At 71.1% G+C, this 18,129-nt stretch carries 19 protein-coding genes; 8 read left to right on the forward strand and 11 right to left on the reverse strand.

Annotated features, from left to right (window positions below; all coding sequences use genetic code 11):
* Positions 1 to 2: 2 nt before the first annotated feature.
* Genes V5E28_RS30835 through V5E28_RS30855 form a run of 5 tightly spaced genes read right to left on the reverse strand, consistent with a single transcriptional unit; the run spans position 3 to position 3,060 of the window.
* Positions 3 to 299 (reverse strand): WXG100 family type VII secretion target, encoded by a 297-nt coding sequence (locus V5E28_RS30835; protein WP_336212109.1) that lies wholly within the window; start codon positions 297 to 299, stop codon positions 3 to 5.
* 6 nt (positions 300 to 305) lie between these two features.
* Entirely contained in the window at positions 306 to 902 is a 597-nt protein-coding gene (locus tag V5E28_RS30840) for a hypothetical protein (RefSeq protein WP_336212110.1), read from the reverse strand.
* Positions 895 to 1,548, reverse strand: a complete 654-nt coding sequence (locus V5E28_RS30845) for a hypothetical protein (RefSeq protein WP_336212111.1) — start codon at positions 1,546 to 1,548, stop codon at positions 895 to 897. The genes V5E28_RS30840 and V5E28_RS30845 overlap by 8 nt, the downstream gene beginning before the upstream one ends.
* A complete protein-coding gene (locus V5E28_RS30850; RefSeq protein ID WP_336212112.1) occupies positions 1,545 to 1,829 on the reverse strand; it encodes a hypothetical protein in 285 nt (94 codons plus the stop codon). Before V5E28_RS30850 ends, V5E28_RS30845 begins: the two co-directional genes overlap by 4 nt.
* Positions 1,822 to 3,060, reverse strand: coding sequence for a hypothetical protein (locus tag V5E28_RS30855; RefSeq protein ID WP_336212114.1), 1,239 nt, complete (start codon positions 3,058 to 3,060; stop codon positions 1,822 to 1,824). The genes V5E28_RS30850 and V5E28_RS30855 overlap by 8 nt, the downstream gene beginning before the upstream one ends.
* Before the next feature lie 134 nt (positions 3,061 to 3,194).
* On the opposite strand from V5E28_RS30855, the gene nth reads away from it, so the two are divergent.
* Both nth and V5E28_RS30865 read left to right on the forward strand, forming a co-directional pair.
* A complete protein-coding gene (nth, locus tag V5E28_RS30860; protein ID WP_336212116.1) occupies positions 3,195 to 3,950 on the forward strand; it encodes an endonuclease III in 756 nt (251 codons plus the stop codon).
* Positions 3,951 to 3,988: 38 nt separating this feature from the next.
* A complete protein-coding gene (locus V5E28_RS30865; protein WP_442945890.1) occupies positions 3,989 to 4,636 on the forward strand; it encodes an NUDIX hydrolase in 648 nt (215 codons plus the stop codon).
* On the opposite strand, the gene V5E28_RS30870 is transcribed toward V5E28_RS30865, so the two are convergent.
* Positions 4,613 to 5,131, reverse strand: coding sequence for a HEAT repeat domain-containing protein (locus tag V5E28_RS30870; protein WP_336212118.1), 519 nt, complete (start codon positions 5,129 to 5,131; stop codon positions 4,613 to 4,615). The two genes, V5E28_RS30865 and V5E28_RS30870, sit on opposite strands and share 24 nt — an antisense overlap.
* Positions 5,132 to 5,213: 82 nt before the next feature.
* Here V5E28_RS30870 and V5E28_RS30875 point away from each other — a divergent pair, with 82 nt between their 5' ends.
* On the forward strand, positions 5,214 to 6,404 hold the full coding sequence (locus V5E28_RS30875; RefSeq protein ID WP_336212119.1) for a MarP family serine protease: 1,191 nt from the start codon (positions 5,214 to 5,216) through the stop codon (positions 6,402 to 6,404).
* A gap of 42 nt (positions 6,405 to 6,446) precedes the next feature.
* On the opposite strand, the gene V5E28_RS30880 is transcribed toward V5E28_RS30875, so the two are convergent.
* The 5 genes from V5E28_RS30880 to acs all read right to left on the reverse strand — a co-directional run bounded on the left by V5E28_RS30880 (position 6,447) and on the right by acs (position 11,591).
* Positions 6,447 to 6,890 carry a DUF309 domain-containing protein gene (locus V5E28_RS30880; RefSeq protein ID WP_336212121.1) on the reverse strand — a complete coding sequence of 148 codons (444 nt, stop codon included), beginning with the start codon at positions 6,888 to 6,890 and terminating at the stop codon, positions 6,447 to 6,449.
* Positions 6,887 to 7,807: an alpha/beta fold hydrolase gene (locus tag V5E28_RS30885; RefSeq protein ID WP_336212123.1), complete on the reverse strand. Its 921-nt coding sequence runs from the start codon at positions 7,805 to 7,807 to the stop codon at positions 6,887 to 6,889. Before V5E28_RS30885 ends, V5E28_RS30880 begins: the two co-directional genes overlap by 4 nt.
* Positions 7,797 to 8,222 (reverse strand): phage holin family protein, encoded by a 426-nt coding sequence (locus tag V5E28_RS30890; protein WP_336212124.1) that lies wholly within the window; start codon positions 8,220 to 8,222, stop codon positions 7,797 to 7,799. The genes V5E28_RS30885 and V5E28_RS30890 overlap by 11 nt, the downstream gene beginning before the upstream one ends.
* A gap of 31 nt (positions 8,223 to 8,253) precedes the next feature.
* Positions 8,254 to 9,453 (reverse strand): Na+/H+ antiporter NhaA, encoded by a 1,200-nt coding sequence (nhaA, locus tag V5E28_RS30895; protein ID WP_336212126.1) that lies wholly within the window; start codon positions 9,451 to 9,453, stop codon positions 8,254 to 8,256.
* 164 nt (positions 9,454 to 9,617) lie between these two features.
* Positions 9,618 to 11,591, reverse strand: a complete 1,974-nt coding sequence (gene acs, locus V5E28_RS30900) for an acetate--CoA ligase (protein ID WP_336212128.1) — start codon at positions 11,589 to 11,591, stop codon at positions 9,618 to 9,620.
* 307 nt (positions 11,592 to 11,898) lie between these two features.
* Between acs and V5E28_RS30905 the strand changes: the two genes are divergently transcribed.
* The 5 genes from V5E28_RS30905 (at position 11,899) to V5E28_RS30925 (ending at position 17,810) form a co-directional block, all read left to right on the forward strand.
* The gene (locus V5E28_RS30905) at positions 11,899 to 12,678 is read left to right on the forward strand and encodes a Fic family protein (protein WP_336212129.1); all 780 of its coding nucleotides are present in this window, start codon (positions 11,899 to 11,901) and stop codon (positions 12,676 to 12,678) included.
* A 1,012-nt stretch (positions 12,679 to 13,690) separates the two neighbouring features.
* On the forward strand, positions 13,691 to 14,731 hold the full coding sequence (gene ssd / locus V5E28_RS30910; RefSeq protein ID WP_336212131.1) for a septum site-determining protein Ssd: 1,041 nt from the start codon (positions 13,691 to 13,693) through the stop codon (positions 14,729 to 14,731).
* A gap of 25 nt (positions 14,732 to 14,756) precedes the next feature.
* Complete coding sequence (locus V5E28_RS30915) at positions 14,757 to 15,950, forward strand: TadA family conjugal transfer-associated ATPase (protein ID WP_336212132.1); 1,194 nt, start codon at positions 14,757 to 14,759, stop codon at positions 15,948 to 15,950.
* Positions 15,951 to 16,047: 97 nt separating this feature from the next.
* On the forward strand, positions 16,048 to 16,761 hold the full coding sequence (locus V5E28_RS30920) for a type II secretion system F family protein (RefSeq protein WP_336212134.1): 714 nt from the start codon (positions 16,048 to 16,050) through the stop codon (positions 16,759 to 16,761).
* Between the two features lie 527 nt (positions 16,762 to 17,288).
* Positions 17,289 to 17,810, forward strand: a complete 522-nt coding sequence (locus tag V5E28_RS30925) for a type II secretion system F family protein (protein ID WP_336212136.1) — start codon at positions 17,289 to 17,291, stop codon at positions 17,808 to 17,810.
* Positions 17,811 to 18,129 lie beyond the last annotated feature (319 nt).

The following is an 18,129-nucleotide window of genomic DNA, read 5'->3' on the forward strand; positions in this document are numbered from 1 at the left end:
CGTCACCCTCCTGAGCTGAGCGAGGCGTCGAGCTCGCGGTGCTTGGCGATCGCGGTCTTGAGGAACTGGCTCATGCCTTCGAGTCCCTGCATGACCTGCTTGGCGCCGGTGTTCCACTGTTCGTAGTCCTGCTGGAACTTGCCGGACGCCCGCTCGGTGACGAAGTCGCTGCCGACGAGCTGGTCGATCATCGACTTCAGCTGCATCAGCCGGCTCTCGATGTCCTCCTTCTCCTTGTTCAGGCGGTTCGCGCTGTTCTCCACCTGAGGGAAGCTCAAGTGGTGGGTGCCACCTGCCATGAAAACTCACTCTCCTTGGTTTCTTCTCCCGTCGGACCAGGCCAGGGTGGCGCTGATCGCGTCGAACAGGTCGAGCATGGGCTCGGTGAGGTCGAGCTGCGGGCTGGTCAGCACGAGGTCCAGCACGCCGTCGCCGCCGGGCGCGGGGACCAGGGTGTGCATGACCACCGCGCCGGTCTCCACCCCGCTCACCCGCACCGCCCGGCCCGCGGGGCCGTCCACGATCCGCACGTCCCGCCAGACGTGCGTGCCGTCCCGCGGCGGGATCGCGACGACGTCGGCGGCGATCGCCTCGACGGTGTTGCCGGCCGGGTCGGGGTGTCCCGGGGTGTGGAAGGCCATCAGCGTGGCCAGCACGGTGCCCGCGTCCTCTTCGTGGTCGGTCATGGTGGCGGCGAACACCGCGCCGTGCCGCCCGGCGAGCTCGGCGACCTCCCGCAGCAGCTTGAGCAGCACCGGCCGGTGCGGCGCGAGCGAGGGGGCGGCCGCGATCCGGGCGTCCACGGCCCGGGCCAGGTCCGCGGTGCGTCCGGCCCGCCACACGTCGAACTCGTACCAGGAGTCGGGCACCCGCACGGTGAACCCGAAGGGCAGCTCAGCCATCGACGACCCCGTCGAAGAAGGCGTCCACGCCCTCGGGCCGCAGCGTGACGCCGTAGGTCCTGACGTCCTCGCCGGGGGTGAGCAGGGGAGCGGGCTCCGGCAGGCCGTCGAAGCTGATGGCGCCGACCTGCCGGCCGCTGGGCAGCACGATCCAGCCACCGACGATCTTCGAGCCGCGGACGGCCTGGGTCGCCCGGTACAGCCCCGACGGCTTCTTCACGGTCGCCGCGGTGAACCGCCAGGTGTCCCCGTCCAGGCCCAGCCTGCCGGTCGCCCGGCCCTCGCGCAGCCGGGCCTCCAGCGTGACGTCCTCGTCCTGGGCCCCCGCCAGGGTGACGACGTTGTTCGTGGCCGTGCCCTTCAGCCAGGTCTCGCGCTGCCCGTCGCAGAAGTAGCCGACCGCCTTGCCGCCGCGGATCGACAGCGCGACGAGCCCACGGCCCCCGCTCAGCCGCCCCGCGTAGTCCGCCTTCTTCGGGGTGGGATCCACGGCCGCCGCCGCTGCCGTGGCCGGCGTGGGCGTGAGGCGCCGCGGGATCTCGGCGACGGGCTCGCTCGTGCCCGTCAGCCCGGACATCAGCCAGGCGACGCCGGCCGCGACCAGGACGCCGGTGATCAGGCCGAGGAGCAGGGGCGACCGGTTCACGAGGCGCTCCCCGTCGACAGCGAGCCGGCCAGAGAGCCGTCCAGGCCGCCGGTGCCCTCGACCAGCGCGTCCAGTAGGCCGGCGGCTCGCTCCAGGAGCTGGTCCATCTTCTCGCGGTTGTCGGACGACTCCTCGAAGAACGCGCGCAGCGCGGCGTCGACCTTCGCGGACCCGGTCCCGCCGCCGCTGGTGCCGGGCCCGGACAGCGCGGTGCGGATGGCCTTGAGGTCCCGCGAGACACTCGCGGCCTCCTGCCGGTCGGCGGTGAATTCCTCAGCCATTGGACGCCTCCCCGTTGACTCGCCAGTTCCGGTACACGGTCTCGCTCAGCAGGGGGCCGGCCTTGCCACTGGACATCTCCAGCCGGAGCCGTACCGGAAGGCCGTCTCCGTCCACCTGGAGCTCGAACCCGACCGGCCCCGAGGCGATCACCCCCGCGTAGGCGCCGATGGTCTCCTCGCCGCGCAAGCTCTCCAGCGGCACGCTGCCCGCGACCGTCCGGCCGCCCCCGGGGCCGATCGTGACCTTCGCCCCGGTGCCCGCCGCTTCGAGCAGCGCCTGGATCGTGTACGGCGAGCTGTTGCGCCGGGCGTGCAGCGCGTACTGCTGGACGCAGGAGTCGCCGGCCGGGCGGGCGAGGTCGAACGGGACCCCGTCCGCGCTGCCCTTGCCCGCGGCGAGCCGCACGTCCGCGCTGCGGGTGGCGCTCGCTGGGCCGCAGGTGACCCGCATCGAGTAGGCGGTGGGGGCGGCGGGGGCGAAGCTCAGCGTCCCCTCGGCGGTGAGCGAGTCGCCCGCCTGAGGCTGCTCGGCCCGCTGCTGGAAGGCGGCCGTACGGTTGCCGATGTCCGCCAGCGCGGGGGCGCGCTCGTCGCCGGAGGTGAGCGAGACGGCGGCCATGGCCGCGAGGAAGGCTCCTGCCGCCACGCCCGCGTAGAACACCGGCCGGCGCCAGATCGGCGCGGGAGCCCTCGGCGCGGGCGCCGCGTCCTGCACGGGTTCCATGGCCCGCTGCTCCGCCTCGTTCAGCAGGTCCTCCACCGAGGCGACCGGCGCCGCGGTGGAGTGGCCGAGCAGGATGCGCACCAGGTGGACCGCGGCCGGGCGCGCCTCGGCGTCCGGCCTGCGGCACTCTTCCACCACCGAGCGCAGTGCCGGAGGCAGCAGGTCCGGGTCGGCGTCCGCGGACCGGCCGCTCGCCGCGAACACGACCACGTCCGACCAGTCGCGCACGTCCTCGGGCCGCAGGTCCTCGTCGCCCGGCCGGGGCAGCTGCCAGTCGATGAGGGCCTGCCCGCGGTCACCGATGATCACCGTCTCCGGGCTCAGCCGCAGTCCCGAGACCCCGCCCAGGTGCAGCCTGGCCATGGCCGTGGCGCTGCCGAGCGCGAGCCGGTGCAGCGCGTCCCTCTTGAAGGGGCCCCGCGCCCGTACGGCGCCGGCGAGCGGCTCGGACCTCCCCCGATCCGGTAACCGCAGGGCCTGACCGGCGTTCCTGCCAGGAACATCCATCGCCGTCTCTCCCAAGAACAGTCGGCGGCGAGTGCCGTTGTCGCCCGGTTGTACGCAGAGACGGGCCCCTGAGTTCAACGGGGCGGGGAAAAGTTCCGGTCCTGTCGGGTGGCACGGGGTTTTACCCTTGCGGCATGGCGACGAACGTGGCGGGTGCGCGCAGGCGCAAGCCGGAGACGCGGCTGGGGCTGGTGCGGCGGGCCAGGCGGATGAACCGGATCCTCGCGGAGACCTACCCCGACGCCCACTGCGAGCTGGACTTCGCGAATCCCTTCCAGCTCCTGGTCGCGACAGTGCTGTCGGCGCAGACGACCGACGTGCGGGTGAACCTGACCACCCCGGCCCTGTTCGCCCGCTACCCGACGCCCGACGACCTGGCAGTCGCCGACCCCGAAGAGCTGGAGGCCATCATCCGGCCGACCGGATTCTTCAGGTCGAAGGCCAGGTCGCTGCTGGGGCTGTCGGCCGGGCTGCGCGACCGTTTCGGCGGCAAGGTGCCGAAGACTCTGGCCGAGCTGGTCACCCTGCCGGGCGTGGGCCGCAAGACGGCCAACGTCGTGCTCGGCAACGCCTACGACCCGGTGACCGGCGAGCCCTTCGGCGTGCCGGGCCTCACCGTGGACACGCACTTCCAGCGGCTGGTCAGGCGCTTCGGCTGGACCGACGAGACCGACCCGGTCAAGATCGAGCAGGTCGTCGGCGAGCTCATCCCCAAGGGCGAGTGGACGGTCTTCTCGCACCGGGTGATCTGGCACGGCCGCCGCATCTGCCACGCGCGCCGGCCCGCGTGCGGCGTCTGCCCGCTGGCCGCGCTCTGCCCCTCGTACGGCACCGGCCCCACGAGCGTCGAGGAGGCGGCCAAGCTGGTGCGATCCGGTCCCTTCTCCTGACCGGGAAGTCCTCATGGCCCTGGCGTGTTGGAGGTTGCGTGACTGACGTGCCCGACTGGCTCGACCGACTGGCGGCGAAGGCCGTACTCACCCGTTTCCCCGCCGAGCTGGCCCCTCCCGAAGGCGGCGGGCGGGCCGCCGCGGTGCTGCTGCTGTTCGGCGAGGGGCCGCTCGGCCCCGACGTGCTGCTCATCCAGCGCAGCTCGCTCGGCCGCAGACACGCGGGACAGCCGGCCTTCCCGGGCGGCGGCGTCGACCCGGAGGACGGCGGGCCGGTCGAGGCGGCGCTGCGCGAGGCCGAGGAGGAGACCGGCCTGGAGCCCGCCGGGGTGCGCGTGCTGTGCACGATGCCCGAGCTCTACGTCTGGCGCAGCGACAACCGGGTCACCCCGGTGGTCGGCTGGTGGCACACGCCGTCTGCCGTGCACGCGGCCTCACCCACCGAGGTGGAGTCCGTGGAGCGGGTGCCCGTGGCCGAGCTCGTCGACCCCGGCAACCGGATCGTGCTGCGGCATCCCAGCGGCTTCGCGGGCCCGGCCTTCCGGGTGCGGGGGATGCTGGTGTGGGGGTTCACCGCGATGGTGCTCGACGTGGTGCTGCGCGCGGGCGAGCTGGAGCTGCCCTGGGACCGCGGCCGGGTGGAGGAGATCCCGCCCGACGTCCTAGACCTGGCGACCCGTGGCTAGCGCGACGCCGAGCGCGGCCCAGCCGGCCACGTCGGCGTCGCTGTCGGTGGTCAGCCTGCGCAGCGTGTCGAGCCCGGTCCGGTCGGGCGGGTCGCCGAGGACGTGCTGCAGCGCGTAGGCCGCCCCGTACCTGACGCGGGAGTCGTGGTGATCGGCCAGATCGATCACCGAGGGCAGCGAGCGAGGGTCCGCCAGGTGACCGAAGGCGATCAGCACCGAGTAGAGCACCATGGCGTCGTCCTCGCCGGCCGCCACCTGGCGCAGGACGGGCAGCGTGCGGTCCACGTACATGTGGAGCAAGCCCAGGATGTCGACGCCCAGCAGCCGCTCCGGGGTGGTGCGGGCGGCGCACAGCCGGCGTGCCTCGATGAAGGACTCGAGATCGCCCCGCTCCCGGATCGTGCAGATGACCTGCCAGCGCACCGGCCCGTCGGGGTCGGTGTCGTCGAGAGCTGCCTCGATGAGATCGCGAACTGTTCTCCCGACCGATGGCATACCGGCCAAGGTAGCCAGCGCGGTAGCGCGGTCCTGGACGAAGACGTGCACACTTGACCGGATCACTGGTTAGCTTTGAAGCGTGCGCGGCGATCTGCTTGACCTCATATTGATCGGCCTCGTGATCGCCTTCGGCGTCTCGGGTTACCGTCAGGGTTTCATCATCGGCGTCATGAGTTTCGTGGGGTTCGTGGGCGGCGCGGTGCTCGGGGTGTTCATCGCTCCGCCGATCTCCCGGGCGATCGTCGACGGGGACACCCCGCAGGCGCTGCTCGCGATCGTGATCGTCTTCCTCGCCGCGACGATCGGCCAGTTCGCCTCCTCCACCATCGGGGCCGTGGTGCGCAGCCACGTCACCTGGGAGCCCGCCAAGGTGGCCGACGCGGTCGGCGGCACGTTCGCCAGCGCGCTGTCGGTGCTGGTGATCGCCTGGCTGATCGGGTCGCTGATCGTCTCGACGTCGTTCAAGCCGCTGGTGGACCAGGTCAAGGGATCGCTGCTGCTCACCACGGTCGACGACGCGATCCCGCAGGCGGCGCGCAACTGGCAGCAGCCGTTCAAGAAGTTCATCGACCGCTCGGAGTTCCCTCCGGTCTTCGACGCGATCGGCGCGGGCGGCATCGTCGACGTGCCGCCGCCCGCGCAGAGCGTCCTGCAGGGCGCCAAGCTGGGCCGCGCCCAGCGGGCCATCGTCAAGGTGCAGGGCAACGCCATCTGCAACAAGCACGTCGAGGGCACCGGCTTCGTCTACGCCAGGGACCGCATCATGACCAACGCGCACGTCGTCGCGGGAGTGACGCGCGACCTGCAGGTCATCGACTCGGAGTTCAAGCGCCACACGGCCACGGTCGTCCGCTACAACCCGCGGCGTGACATCGCCATCCTCTACGTGCCGGGGCTGGGCCTGCCGACGCTCACCTTCGACGGCAGCGCCGAGAAGGGCGACAACGCGATCATCGCCGGCTTCCCCAAGGGCAAGGGCTTCACCGCCGAGCCGGCCCGCATCCGTGGCCGCCTCGACGCCCAGGGCCCCGACATCTACCGCAGCTCCAACGTCACCCGCTCCATCTACTCGGTCCGCGGCAGGGTGATGCCGGGCAACTCGGGCGGGCCGCTGCTCACCGTCGACGGGCGCGTCTTCGGCGTGATCTTCGCTGCGGCCGTCAGCGAGCAGGAGGAGACCGGCTACGCGCTGACCGCCGCGGAGGTCAAGCCCGACGCCGACCAGGGCCGCAACGACACCTCTCCGGCCAGCACGCAGGACTGCGACTGACCCCTCACCCCTCGGGGGCTCTGCTTTCGCGTACGGCCCTGACTAGCCCGGCAGTGCCTTCAGAATCAGCCTGACGGCCTGCGCCGGGTCGCTGTCCTGGCTCAGCCCGGAGGCGGCCCTGCCCACCGCGTCGTACGGCTCGCCGTAGCCCTGCACCCGGGCGGCGCCCCGGCCGAACAGGGTCAGCGCGCCGCGCCCGTTGCCCCGCTGCAGATGAGTCAGGCCCACGCAGATCTGCGCGAGCCCCTGCCACAGCTCGCGCTCCTCCTCCGGAGCGCACTTCCAGCGCCCCTCGAACACTTCGTGCGCGTTGAACGGCAGGCCCTCGCCCAGGAAACCGCGGCCGTCGGCCAGCGCCTGCTCGGTGCTCGGCGCGTAGTCGTCGGGCACCCTCGGCATGCCGGGAGAGCCGTGCGGCAGGGGCCTGCCGTAGGCGTCACGCGGCCTGGCGCTGCGCGGCCGTCCCGCCGGATCGCGATCCCTCATCGGTCCGGCTCCGGGTCAGCCAGCCAGCCGAGCAGCTCGGTGTCGAACACGTCAGGTGTCTCCTCGTGGGGATAGTGACCCGCCCCTTCCACCAGCCGCCACCGGTAAGGAGCCGCCACGTAGCGGCCCGACCCCTGCGCGGTGCGCGGCAGGATGCACCGATCCTGGGCTCCGTGCAGCTGCAGGGTGGGCGCCTCGATCTCGGTCCGCATGGCCCTGGCGTAACGCAGCCCGTCCGGGCGGAGCTGCGAGCGGCCGAACCACCGGTGATACTCCAGCGCGCAGTGCGCCACAGCCGGGATCCGGAACGCCTCACGATAGGTGCTCGCGGTCTCCGCATCCGGCCAGCCCGGCCGTGACCAGCCGTCGAGCAGCTTGCCGACCAGCGAGGCGTCGTCGCGCGTCAGCCTGCGCTCCGGCAGCAGCGGAAGCTGGAAGCCGAGCCTGGGCCCGCTCGCCCTGAGCTGGCCCAGGGGGTCGCTGAACAGCGAGTTCCGCAGCCGCAGCGGGTGCGGAGCCGACACGGTGACCAGCCGGTACACGCTCTTGGGTTCGAGCACCGCCATCGTCCAGCCGAGCAGGCCGCCCCAGTCGTGGCCGACCACGATCGCGCCGGTCTCGCCGAGCGCCCTGATCAGCCCGGTCGCGTCGGCGGCCAGCGTCGGCAGGTCGTAGCCGCGTGGCGGCTTGTCGCTGCCGCCGTAGCCCCGAAGGTCCACCGCGACCGCGCGGAACCCGGCCGCCGGAAGCGACCGCAGCTGGTGCCGCCAGGTCCACCAGAACTGCGGGAACCCGTGCAGCAGCAGCACGAGCGGGCCCTCACCTGCCTCCACCACGTGGAAGCGGGTGCCGCCCGCGTGCACCGCACGGTGCGTCCAAGGTCCCTCGATCTGGACGACCCCCTCGTCAGGCGCCATCACGGCTCACCGGCCCGGCCGCCGGGAGTGACTCCTCCGGCGTGGCGATCTCCTTGAGCCCCTTGATGGAGCGGGTCGTCCGCTTCATCCCGGCCAGGCCTTTCAGTCTCCGGATCCCGATGAAGACCAGCAGTGCCGCGACCAGCAGGTAGAAGACCGTCACGATGAGGAAGGCCGCCCACTGCGGCAGCCACTGGGCCAGTACGTACGCGATCGTGAACGAGGCGAGGATCAGGCACAGGTGCGCCATGAAGGCAGCCGCGGCGAACAGACCACCGGCCATGCCGACCCGTTTGGCGTCGAACCTGAACTCGGCCTTGGCCAGCTCGATCTCGGAGCGGACCAGGGTCGAGATGTGATTGCTCGCCTGGGCGACCAGCGAGCCCAGGGATTCTTCCTCGGGAGTCTGCGGCATGAACGTCTCCTATCGAGGCCTGGTGGCCGTGTCAATCATCATCCTGCGCAATGCGACGCTTTCGTACCCGTACGTGAAGCAGCACCGCCGCCAGTACAGAGGCGATGAGGCTCGCCGCGAGGATCCCGGTGGTGACGGCCGCGACGCGCTCCTGATCGGCACCATAGGCCAGATCGGCGATCAGCAGCGACACCGTGAAGCCGATCCCGGCCAGCAACGACACCGCCGCCATGTCCCGCCAGCGCAACTCCCGCGCCAGCCGCGCCAGCCCCAGCCGCACAGAAAGCCAGGCACCGCCGAACACGCCCAGGAACTTCCCCACCACGAGCCCCGCAATCACTCCCAGAACTACCCGATCGGAGAACATAGCGCCGAGGCTCGACGCGTCCAGCTTCACCCCCGCGGAAAGGAAGGCGAAGACCGGCACCGCCAGGCCGGCCGAGATCGGCCGGATGTAGTGGTCGGCGGCCTCGGCGGGGGAGCGCGCCTCGTTCGCGGTGGTCCGCACCCGGGTCAGCAGGCCCAGCGCGACCCCGGCCACCGTCGCGTGCACGCCGCTCAGCTCGACCGCGTACCAGGCGGCCACCGCGAGCGGCAGGTGGATCCACGGGCTGCGGACACCGCGCCACTGCAGGAGGCCGTAGACCGCGATCAGCGCGGCGCCGGCCAGGAGCATGAGGAGGTCGAGGTCGTCGGTGTAGAAGACGGCGATGATCGTGATGGCGCCGAGGTCGTCCACGACAGCGCTGGTCAGCAGGAACGCGCGGAGCGCGGCCGGCATCGCGCCGGCGGTCACGGCCAGCACCGCCAGTGCGAAGGCGATGTCGGTGGCCGTCGGGATGGCCCAGCCTCTGGCCGCGTCAGGGGCGCCCCAGCTGACCAGGAGGAAGACGACCGCCGGAACGATCATCCCGCCCACGGAGGCGATGATGGGCAGCGCCGCCTTTCGCGGGTTCGCCAGCTCGCCGTGGACGAACTCCTCCTTGACCTCCACACCCGCCACGAAGAAGAAGACGGTCAGCAGGCCGTGCTGGGCCCACTGGTAGAGCTCCATGCCGCCGATCGGCGTCTCGCGCAGGGCGGTGTAGCTGCCGGGGGAGACGTTGGCCCAGATGAGGGCGCAGATCGTGGCGCCCAGCATGACGATGCCGCCGAGCGTCTCGGTGCGGAGGGCCTCGGTCAGGGTGCGGGCGTAGCGGACGGTCGGCCACGTGTTGGTGGCTGGGCGCACAGGAAGATCCCCTCGGAGTCGGTCAGAGGGCATGAGTCCCCCTGACGCCGACCCGACTTCCCGGCACACCGGTATTCAGCCTACCCAAACAGGCCCTTGACGCACCTCGACCGCATGTCCCGAAATTTCGGGACATGCGGTCGAGTGTCTGCCTTACGGGACGGCTAGTCCTCGGCCTTCGCCGAGGGGAGCTTCTCCGAGATCAGGTTCATCACCGTGCTGTCGGCCAGCGTGGTGACGTCGCCGACGCTGCGGTTCTCCGCCACGTCACGCAGGAGACGGCGCATGATCTTGCCGGAGCGGGTCTTGGGCAGCTCGGGCACCACCAGGATCTGTCGCGGCTTGGCGATCGGACCGAGCGTCTTGGCCACATGGGCGCGCAGCTCGGCGGCGATGTTCTCGCCCTCCTCCGCGGAGCCGCGCAGGATCACGAACGACACGATGGCCTGGCCGGTCACCGGGTCGGTCGCGCCCACCACGGCCGCCTCGGCCACCTTCGGGTGGCTGACCAGCGCGCTCTCCACCTCCGTGGTGGAGATGTTGTGGCCGGAGACGAGCATGACGTCGTCGACGCGGCCGAGCAGCCACAGGTCGCCGTCCTCGTCCTTCTTGGCGCCGTCGCCGGGGAAGTACATCCCCTCGAACCTGCTCCAGTAGGTGTCGATGTAGCGCTGGTCGTCGCCCCAGATGGTGCGCAGCATCGCCGGCCACGGGTCGCGGATCACCAGGAAACCGCCGCCGCCGTTCGGCACGCTGTTGCCCTGGTCGTCGACGACGTCGGCGTTGATCCCCGGCAGCGGCCGCATGGCGGCGCCGGGCTTGGCCGCGGTGACGCCGGGCAGCGGGCTGATCATGATCGCGCCCGTCTCGGTCTGCCACCAGGTGTCGACGACCGGGCAACGCTCGCCGCCGATGTGCTCGCGATACCAGACGTAGGCCTCGGGGTTGATCGGCTCGCCGACCGAGCCCAGGATCCGCAGGCTCGACATGTCGAACTTGGCGGGGATGTCGTCTCCCCACTTCATGAACGTCCGGATCGCCGTCGGCGCCGTGTAGAGCAGCGTGACCTTGTACTTCTGCACGATCTCCCAGAACCGGCCCCGGTGCGGGGTGTCCGGCGTGCCCTCGTAGATCACGCTCGTCGCGCCGTTGGCCAGCGGGCCGTACACGATGTACGAGTGCCCGGTCACCCAGCCGATGTCCGCGGTGCACCAGTAGATGTCGTTGTCCGGCTTGAGGTCGAAGACGGCGTCGTGCGTCCAGGCGGTCTGCGTCAGGTAGCCGCCGGTGGTGTGCAGGATGCCCTTCGGCCTGCCGGTCGTGCCGCTGGTGTAGAGGATGTAGAGCGGGTCCTCGGCGTCGTGCGGCGCGGGGGTGTGCTGGTCGCTCTGCCGGTCGACCACGTCGTGCCACCACACGTCGCGCTCGCTGGCGGCGACCTCCTGGCCGGTGCGGCGCACGACCAGGACGTTCTCCACCTGCGGGCACTCGGCGACGGCCTCGTCCACCGTCGGCTTGAGCGCGGACGGGGCGCCGCGGCGGTAGCCGCCGTCGGCGGTCACGACCAGCTTGGCGTCGGCGTCGTCGATGCGGCTCTTCAACGCGGCGGCGGAGAAGCCGCCGAACACCACCGAGTGGATCGCCCCGATGCGGGCGCAGGCCAGCATCGTGATCGGCAGCTCGGGGATCATCGGCAGGTAGACGGCCACCCGGTCGCCCTTGCCCACACCCAGCTCCTGCAGGGCGTTGGCCGTCTTGGAGACCTCCCGCTGCAGGTCGCTGTAGGTCAAGGTGCGGGTGTCGCCCTCGGGCTCGCCCTCCCAGTAGTAGGCCACCTTGTCGCCACGACCCGCCTCGACGTGACGGTCGACGCAGTTGTAGGCGACGTTCAGCTCGCCACCGACGAACCATTTGGCGAACGGGGCGTTCCACTCCAGCGTGGTGTCCCACCGCTTGGACCAGGTCAGCCGCTCGGCAGCACGCTCCCAAAAACCGAGACGGTCGGCGGACGCCTCGGCATAGGCGGCGGCCGTCACGTTCGCGGCCGCTGCCAGGTCGGCCGGTGGTGCGAACCGGCGGTTCTCCTGTAGCAGGTTGGACAGCGCCTGGGGTTCGTTGCCAGGGGTCTCCGGGGCCACTGCGTGCTCCTTCTATGGCCAGATTGCTTAGGTCATGTCCCACTTCACCAGGTCACGGGCACCCACCACAAGAGGTCTAGACAGGTCTGTACCGTGGGATGGCTCGTGACCGTGGTTTATCGGACGCCTGACAAATGCTATTGAAACGTTGTGGTCTCGGAATCCGTTAATTATGGAACGGGCCAATGAGAGAGCTTTATGGGCCCCCTCTTGAGGCGTTTCCTCTTGTAGCCGTAGCGGTCGGATGCCCGCACGGTCTGGCGCCTGTGCGCGGCGCGAGATGGGCCCGCAGGTAGGGTCGGGTTCCGTGACTGACCCATTGGCCGCCATCGCGCAGCTTCCCGGCGTCGCCGAGGCGATCGAAACGGCCCGCGAGGCCGTCGACCGGCTCTACCGCCACCGTGTCCTGCGCCGTGCCAGCCCAGCGGTTTCCACCGAGTCCTCCCTGCGTGGCGCGCGCGCCTCCGCGGCCATCGAGGGCGTGGACGTGCCGCTCGACGCCCTGCGCAGGGACGAGGTGCACGATCCGGTCGTCCAGGGCGCCCTGCGCGCGTCGGCCGAGCTAGGTCGTCTGGGGCCGACCTGGCGAAAGGCCCCGCGCCAGGTGCTCGCCCGCCTGCACACGGTCGCCGCCGCCGGCCTGGCGGACGAGCCGGACCTCGGCCGTCCCCGCGCCGTCCAGCACGCCCTCGACCCGCTCGGGCTGGGCTCGGCGCCGAGTCCGGAAGAGACGACGGCGCGCCTGGAAAGCCTTTTCGAGCTGCTGGACTCCCCGACGAAGGCGCCGGCGCTGGTGCTGGCCGCCGTGGTCCACGCCGAGCTGGCGGTGCTGCGGCCGTTCGGCACAGCCGACGGCGTCGTCGCACGCGCCGCCGAGCGGCTCACGCTGGTGGAGTACGGCCTGGACCCAAAATCCCTGGTCGCGGTCGAGGTCGGGCATCTCGACCTGCCGTACGCGGAAGGGCTGCGCGCCTACCTGTCCGGCACGCCCGACGGGGTGGCGCTATGGATACAGCAGTGTGCCTCCGCGGTCACTCTGGGCGTACGCGAGACGGCGGCGATCTGCGAGGCGATGCAGAGAGGCTGACATAGCGGACGGCGTCTCAGTCATGAGACGCCGTCTGCCGGTGCATCACACCGGGTTACCAAGCGTGCAGCTTCATTCGTCGGATGGGTCAAGCCCATCTCGACGCGCCTCCCGCGGCTGGTCGCACGTGGGTGCCCGACTGATGCACCCGGACAACTGGTCCGTGTCCCCTTTGTACGACGGATCGGCCCTGATGGGAACCCCTGGGACCAAGACCTTTACTCGGACGTGGCCGCCGCTTCGGTGTGGTGATCGCAGGGGCGTTCGCGAGGCGGGGTTACCAAGCCGTGACGATCACTCAGTGTGATCACCTTTATGTGATCGTTATGTGGTTGCCAAAAAACTTGGCGAAAACGCGAGTTTGCTCCTCGACGAAACTCGAGTCGATCGGGCAGCATACGGGGGTATCACCCCAAACTGGAGCGGTGACGCACGGGGATTGGTTTCCAACTCTCTTGCCATGCTCTGGTGAAGTGATGAAAGCTTTCTTCTGAAACGGGACCGGCTCTACCCCCCCGGAGCCGGACCGATCAGGCGACCCCCGCTCTCCCCCCCGGCGGGGGTCGCCCCTTTTCCCGGCCCTCCGCAAGCCTCTCCGTCGCGCGGAGGGCTCCGTGCCCGGCAAGTCTGGATCCTGAACTTCGTGGGACTGCCGGGCAGGTATCCCCCTGGGTCCGAGGTTTCGCGGAGGCCGTGGGGCGGTATCGGTCGGGCGCGCGGCCCCGAAGCAGCCGGCCTCGCCTGGGCAACGCACATGCCGATCGCAGGACCGAGGACATACCGCCCTGCGGGGTCCCCCGCGAACCTCGGCCCAGGGGCGGTAGTCCCCGTGAAGTTCACCTGGCCGCGGGATACCGCCCGTGCGTCCCCACGAACCTCACCCATCCAGAGACCCCGACGTTTTCCACAGCCTGTGTGGCCATGGGGCCCGCTATCCCCAGAACCCCGTTCGCCTCCTCCCGGCCCACCCCGCTCCGCGCATGGTTGACCTCCCGAACAACAGGGAGGACCGATGCACCGCCCACTGGTCATCACCGAGGATCGAGACCTGCTCGACGACCTCGTCCGCATAGCCGCCGCGGCCGGAGCGCAGCTCGACGTCGCCCACGTCCCGGCCCACGCCCGCCCCTTCTGGAGCCTCGCGCCCCTTGTGGTGGTCGGCGCCGACCTGGCCGACGCGGTGGCCGCGGTCTCACCGCCCGCCCGAGATCGGGTGCTCCTGGTGACCCGCGATCCTGACCACCCCGACACATGGCGAAGATGCGTCACCGCGGGCGCCCAAGCAGTGGTGTCGCTGCCGGAGGAGGAGCGCCGCCTCGTGGAGGAGTTCGCCGACGCGATGGAGCCCCACCCGCGCTCAGGCACGGTCCTGTGCGTGATCGGCGGCCGTGGCGGAGCCGGCGCCAGCGTGCTGTCGGCCTGCCTCGCCCTGCACGCCTCCCGCGATCATCTGCGCACCCTGCTCGTGGACGCCGATCCGCTGGGAGGCGGCGTCGATGCCCTCCTCGGTCAGGAGGAGGCCCCAGGCGCCAGGTGGGCGGACCTCGTAGCCAGGCAGGGGCGCATCAGCTCCGCCGCACTCCAGGCCGCACTGCCGTCCTCCGGCGAGCTGGCGGTGCTCTCCTTCCACCGGGGCGAGACGCAGCCCATCCCCGCGCAGGCCATGCGCTCGGTCCTGGAGGCAGGCGGCCGCGGCTTCGACCTGGTGGTCGTGGACCTGCCCCGCCATCTGGACCCGGCCGCGATCGAGGCCCTGGGCAGAGCGAGCAGCACCCTCCTCGTGGCCACCGCCGACGTGCGCGGAGTCCTGGCCGCCGCCCAGGTCCTCGGCCAGGCGAGCCGGCACACGGCAGACATCCGTGCCGTCATCCGCCCCGGCGTCCTCGACGACGACGTGGCGGCCGCATCCCTGGGCATCCCCGCAGCCGGCCACCTGGCAGATCAGCCCCGCCTGACGGCCACCCTCAATCGCGGCGACCTCCCCAGGCTCGGCCCCCGCACCATCCTCGGCAGCTTCTGCACGACGCTTCTGCACGACCTGCTGCCGTCCTGACAGCCCACCACTCCGAGGCGCCCCCATGAACCAACAAGTGTCCCCCGAGCTGGTCGAAGCCGTGCGTGTCCGGTTGGCACGCGCAGGCGTGGAGCCCACCGCCGCCCAGGTGGCGGTCGCCCTGCGGGCGGAGAGATCGGTCTACGGCGACGCCGAGATCCTCGCCGTCGCGCGCGCCCTGTGCGCCGACCTCATCGGCGCAGGTCCCCTGGAGCCTCTCCTGGCCGCGCCCGACGTAACGGACGTGCTGGTCAACGGCCCCCGAGAGGTATGGGTCGACGACGGCCAGGGCCTGCGCCTCACGTCGATCACCTTCACCGACGACGGCGCGGTCCGCAGGCTCGCCCAGCGCCTGGCAGCCGCCGCAGGCAGACGCCTGGACGACGCGTCCCCCTACGTGGACGCCCGCTTGACCGGAGGCGTGCGCCTGCACGCCGTCCTGCCGCCGGTCGCCTCCGGCGGCACCAGTATCTCCCTGCGCCTGCCGCCCCGCCGCACGTTCACGCTCGACGACCTGGTGGCGGCGGGCACGATCACGTCCCAGGCGGTCCCGATGCTCACCACTCTGGTGTCGGCCAGACGGGCGTTCCTGGTGACAGGTGGCACAGGCACCGGAAAGACGACACTCCTGTCGGCCCTCCTGTCACTGGCTGACCCTGGCGAGCGACTCCTCCTGGTCGAGGACTCAGCCGAGCTGCGCCCCCTCCATCCCCACGTGGTCCGCCTGGAGTCCCGACCGGCCAACCTCGAGGGCGCGGGCGGCGTCGGACTGCGCGACCTGGTGCGGCAGGCCCTGAGGATGCGCCCGGACCGCCTCGTCGTCGGCGAGGTGCGTGGATCCGAGGTGGTGGATCTCCTGGCGGCTCTCAACACCGGCCACGAGGGCGGTTGCGGCACCCTCCACGCCAACACCGCGGCCGACGTGCCGGCCCGGCTTGAGGCACTCGGCTGCGCGGCGGGCTTGAGCAGGCAGGCCGTGCACAGCCAGCTCGCCGCAGCGCTGGACGTGGTCATCCATCTGACCCGCTCCCGCCCCGACGGCCGGCGCCGCGTCTCGGAGATCTGCCTGCTGTCCAGATCATCGACGGGTCTTGTCGAGGCGGTCCCGGCGGTGACCTTCGACTCCGCAGGCCATCCCCATCGGGGCCCCGGCTACGCGGCCATGACACAAGACCCAAACCATGATCACCCTTTCCAGCACAGAGTGGACGAGGCATGATCACCCGCTTCACGACGAGAGCCGACGTCATGACAACCGACCCCAACCCGTCGGCCTGGTCGCGAGCTGGATGTTGGCACGGCCCGGGACGGTTTCGATGACCGGAATCCTGGTGGCCGCGTTGTCCACAGCCCTTGCCGTGTGGCTGTGGACAGGCCCGGATGTCGCAGCACTTCGACTCAACAGGCTGACCTCCCGCGAGGGAGCATTTCAGCGGCAGTCGCTACGACGACTCCTCACCCGGCCCAGCCGAGCCCGCCGTGCCGAGGCATGGCGGCGAGCGTCGATAGAGCTGTGTCAGGCCCTGTCCGCCGAACTGTCGGCCGGCCGCACCCCAGGAGAGGCGTTGACCAGAGCAGTCACCGCGGTGGATTTCCCCGACCCGGAGGCCCTGCGCCCTGTCCTGGCCGCGGCAAGAGACGGCGGTGACGTGCGCTCCGCCCTGGTGTCCGTGGCGGCCGCCGCCCAGGGTGGGGAGGGCTTGGTCCGCCTGGCCGCGTGCTGGGACGTCGGTGTGAGCGTGGGCGCCGGTCTCGCCGCCGTTGTGGAGCGAGTGGCCGGCGCGTTGCGCACCGCCAAAGCACACCGTCAGGACGTCGCCGCACAGCTCGCAGGCCCGCGCACGACAGCCAGAATGCTGGCCGGGCTGCCGGTGCTGGGCCTCCTCATGGGAGCGGCCCTCGGCATGCACCCCCTCGACTTCCTGCTCGGCGGCGTTCCCGGCCTCCTGTGCCTGGCGACCGGGATCGCCCTGGACGCCTGCGGTCTGTGGTGGACACACCGGATGGCCACCCGCGCCGCAGAGTCCTGACCCGCCGTACGAATCCGCGCAGCACAGGCCGTGAACCACCGGCTCCCGCCTCATCCGAACGGACCCGCATCATGCTGGAGCTCATCTCCACGATCTGCGCCGGCTGGGCGGCCTGGTTGTGGACATCTCCCACCACCCCGTCGCAACGCCTGGCGCGCCTGCTCTCCAAGGCCACCCCCGACGCGACGGATCCACGCCGACGACAAGCCGCCCGCTGGCCCTCGACTCCGATTCGGAGAGCCCCGACCGCCCGCTCACCGCAACCGTCCCGATCCGAGTTCTCATCGTCAGGGCGACCGATCGCCGAGCACTCGTCACCGAAGCGGTCCTCTTACGAGCGCCCGTCACCGCGGCGGAGGATTTCCGAGCACCCGCCCCCAACGTGGCCCAGCTCCGATGAGCCACCACCACCCGCCTGGCTCCACCCAGACGAACCACCGAAGTACCGGCCCACCGCCCGCACCATCGCCCCCGCCACCTGCGCGGGACTTGTCGCGGGCCTGCTCATAGGCGGCATTCCCGGACTTGTGGCCGCCTTCCTGATCACCCCGGTCGTGGCCGCGATCCTCCACAAGAGAGAGCCCCCAGAGCTTCAACGCGATCGCCGCCAGATCTCCACAGATCTTCCCTTCGCCGCTGACCTCATGGCCGCCTGCCTCCTCGCAGGCCAACCAGTCAGCGCCGCCACGGAAACCGCCGCCGCGGCGATCGGAGGCCCCTTGGGGCAGCGTTTGAGCTGGGTGAGCGCTCAACTGCGCCTCGGCGCCGACCCGGAACCCACATGGGCCCTCCCGGCCCGCGAGCCCGCCATGGCTCAACTCTCCCGAGCGATGAGCCGAGCGGCCCAGAGCGGCGCCCCGGTCGCGGACGTACTCACCCGCCTGGCGGACGACGCTCGGGAGGCCACCCGAGCCGCTTCCGTGGCCGCAGCGCGCAGCGTGGGCGTCAAAGCCGTAGCGCCACTGGGCCTCTGCTTCCTGCCGGCCTTCGTCCTTCTGGGCATCATCCCTGTGGTGGCAGGCCTCGCATCCACCATCATCCTGCCGTAGCCGCTCACACACCCCCCAAGGCCCCAAGGCCCCAAGTTCCAAGGCCGCAAGACCGAAGACTGCAGGGCAGCCAAGGCAGCAGGGCAGCAGGGCAGGGCGCTGGGCCCCAGGTTCACGCTGGCACTCGGCCATGTCAGCCGAGTTCCGTGAGTGGTGTCGGCCGGGTGGTCTGGGGCGTGTCGGCCCGTACGCGGTGTGGGTTGGGCGGTTTGGGACGTGTCGGCTGGGTTTCCCGGGCTGGGGTTGGCCTGCTGCTCTGGGGCGTGTCAGCTTGGCTCTCCGAGAGGCGTGGGCTGGCCCCTCGAAGCCTGCGTCAGCG

The sequence above is a fragment of the Nonomuraea sp. LPB2021202275-12-8 genome, from assembly GCF_037044575.1.
Classification (GTDB): domain Bacteria; phylum Actinomycetota; class Actinomycetes; order Streptosporangiales; family Streptosporangiaceae; genus Nonomuraea.

Coding starts and splice junctions, on each gene's coding strand:
- V5E28_RS30915 (WP_336212132.1), top strand. CDS start 14,757: ATGAACCAACAAGTGTCCCCCGAGCTGGTCGAAGCCGTGCGTGTCCGG.
- V5E28_RS30870 (WP_336212118.1), bottom strand. CDS start 5,131: ATGCCATCGGTCGGGAGAACAGTTCGCGATCTCATCGAGGCAGCTCTC.
- V5E28_RS30855 (WP_336212114.1), bottom strand. CDS start 3,060: ATGGATGTTCCTGGCAGGAACGCCGGTCAGGCCCTGCGGTTACCGGAT.
- V5E28_RS30890 (WP_336212124.1), bottom strand. CDS start 8,222: ATGCCGCAGACTCCCGAGGAAGAATCCCTGGGCTCGCTGGTCGCCCAG.
- V5E28_RS30880 (WP_336212121.1), bottom strand. CDS start 6,890: ATGAGGGATCGCGATCCGGCGGGACGGCCGCGCAGCGCCAGGCCGCGT.
- V5E28_RS30840 (WP_336212110.1), bottom strand. CDS start 902: ATGGCTGAGCTGCCCTTCGGGTTCACCGTGCGGGTGCCCGACTCCTGG.
- V5E28_RS30885 (WP_336212123.1), bottom strand. CDS start 7,807: ATGGCGCCTGACGAGGGGGTCGTCCAGATCGAGGGACCTTGGACGCAC.
- V5E28_RS30920 (WP_336212134.1), top strand. CDS start 16,048: ATGACCGGAATCCTGGTGGCCGCGTTGTCCACAGCCCTTGCCGTGTGG.
- V5E28_RS30835 (WP_336212109.1), bottom strand. CDS start 299: ATGGCAGGTGGCACCCACCACTTGAGCTTCCCTCAGGTGGAGAACAGC.
- V5E28_RS30850 (WP_336212112.1), bottom strand. CDS start 1,829: ATGGCTGAGGAATTCACCGCCGACCGGCAGGAGGCCGCGAGTGTCTCG.
- ssd (WP_336212131.1), top strand. CDS start 13,691: ATGCACCGCCCACTGGTCATCACCGAGGATCGAGACCTGCTCGACGAC.
- nth (WP_336212116.1), top strand. CDS start 3,195: ATGGCGACGAACGTGGCGGGTGCGCGCAGGCGCAAGCCGGAGACGCGG.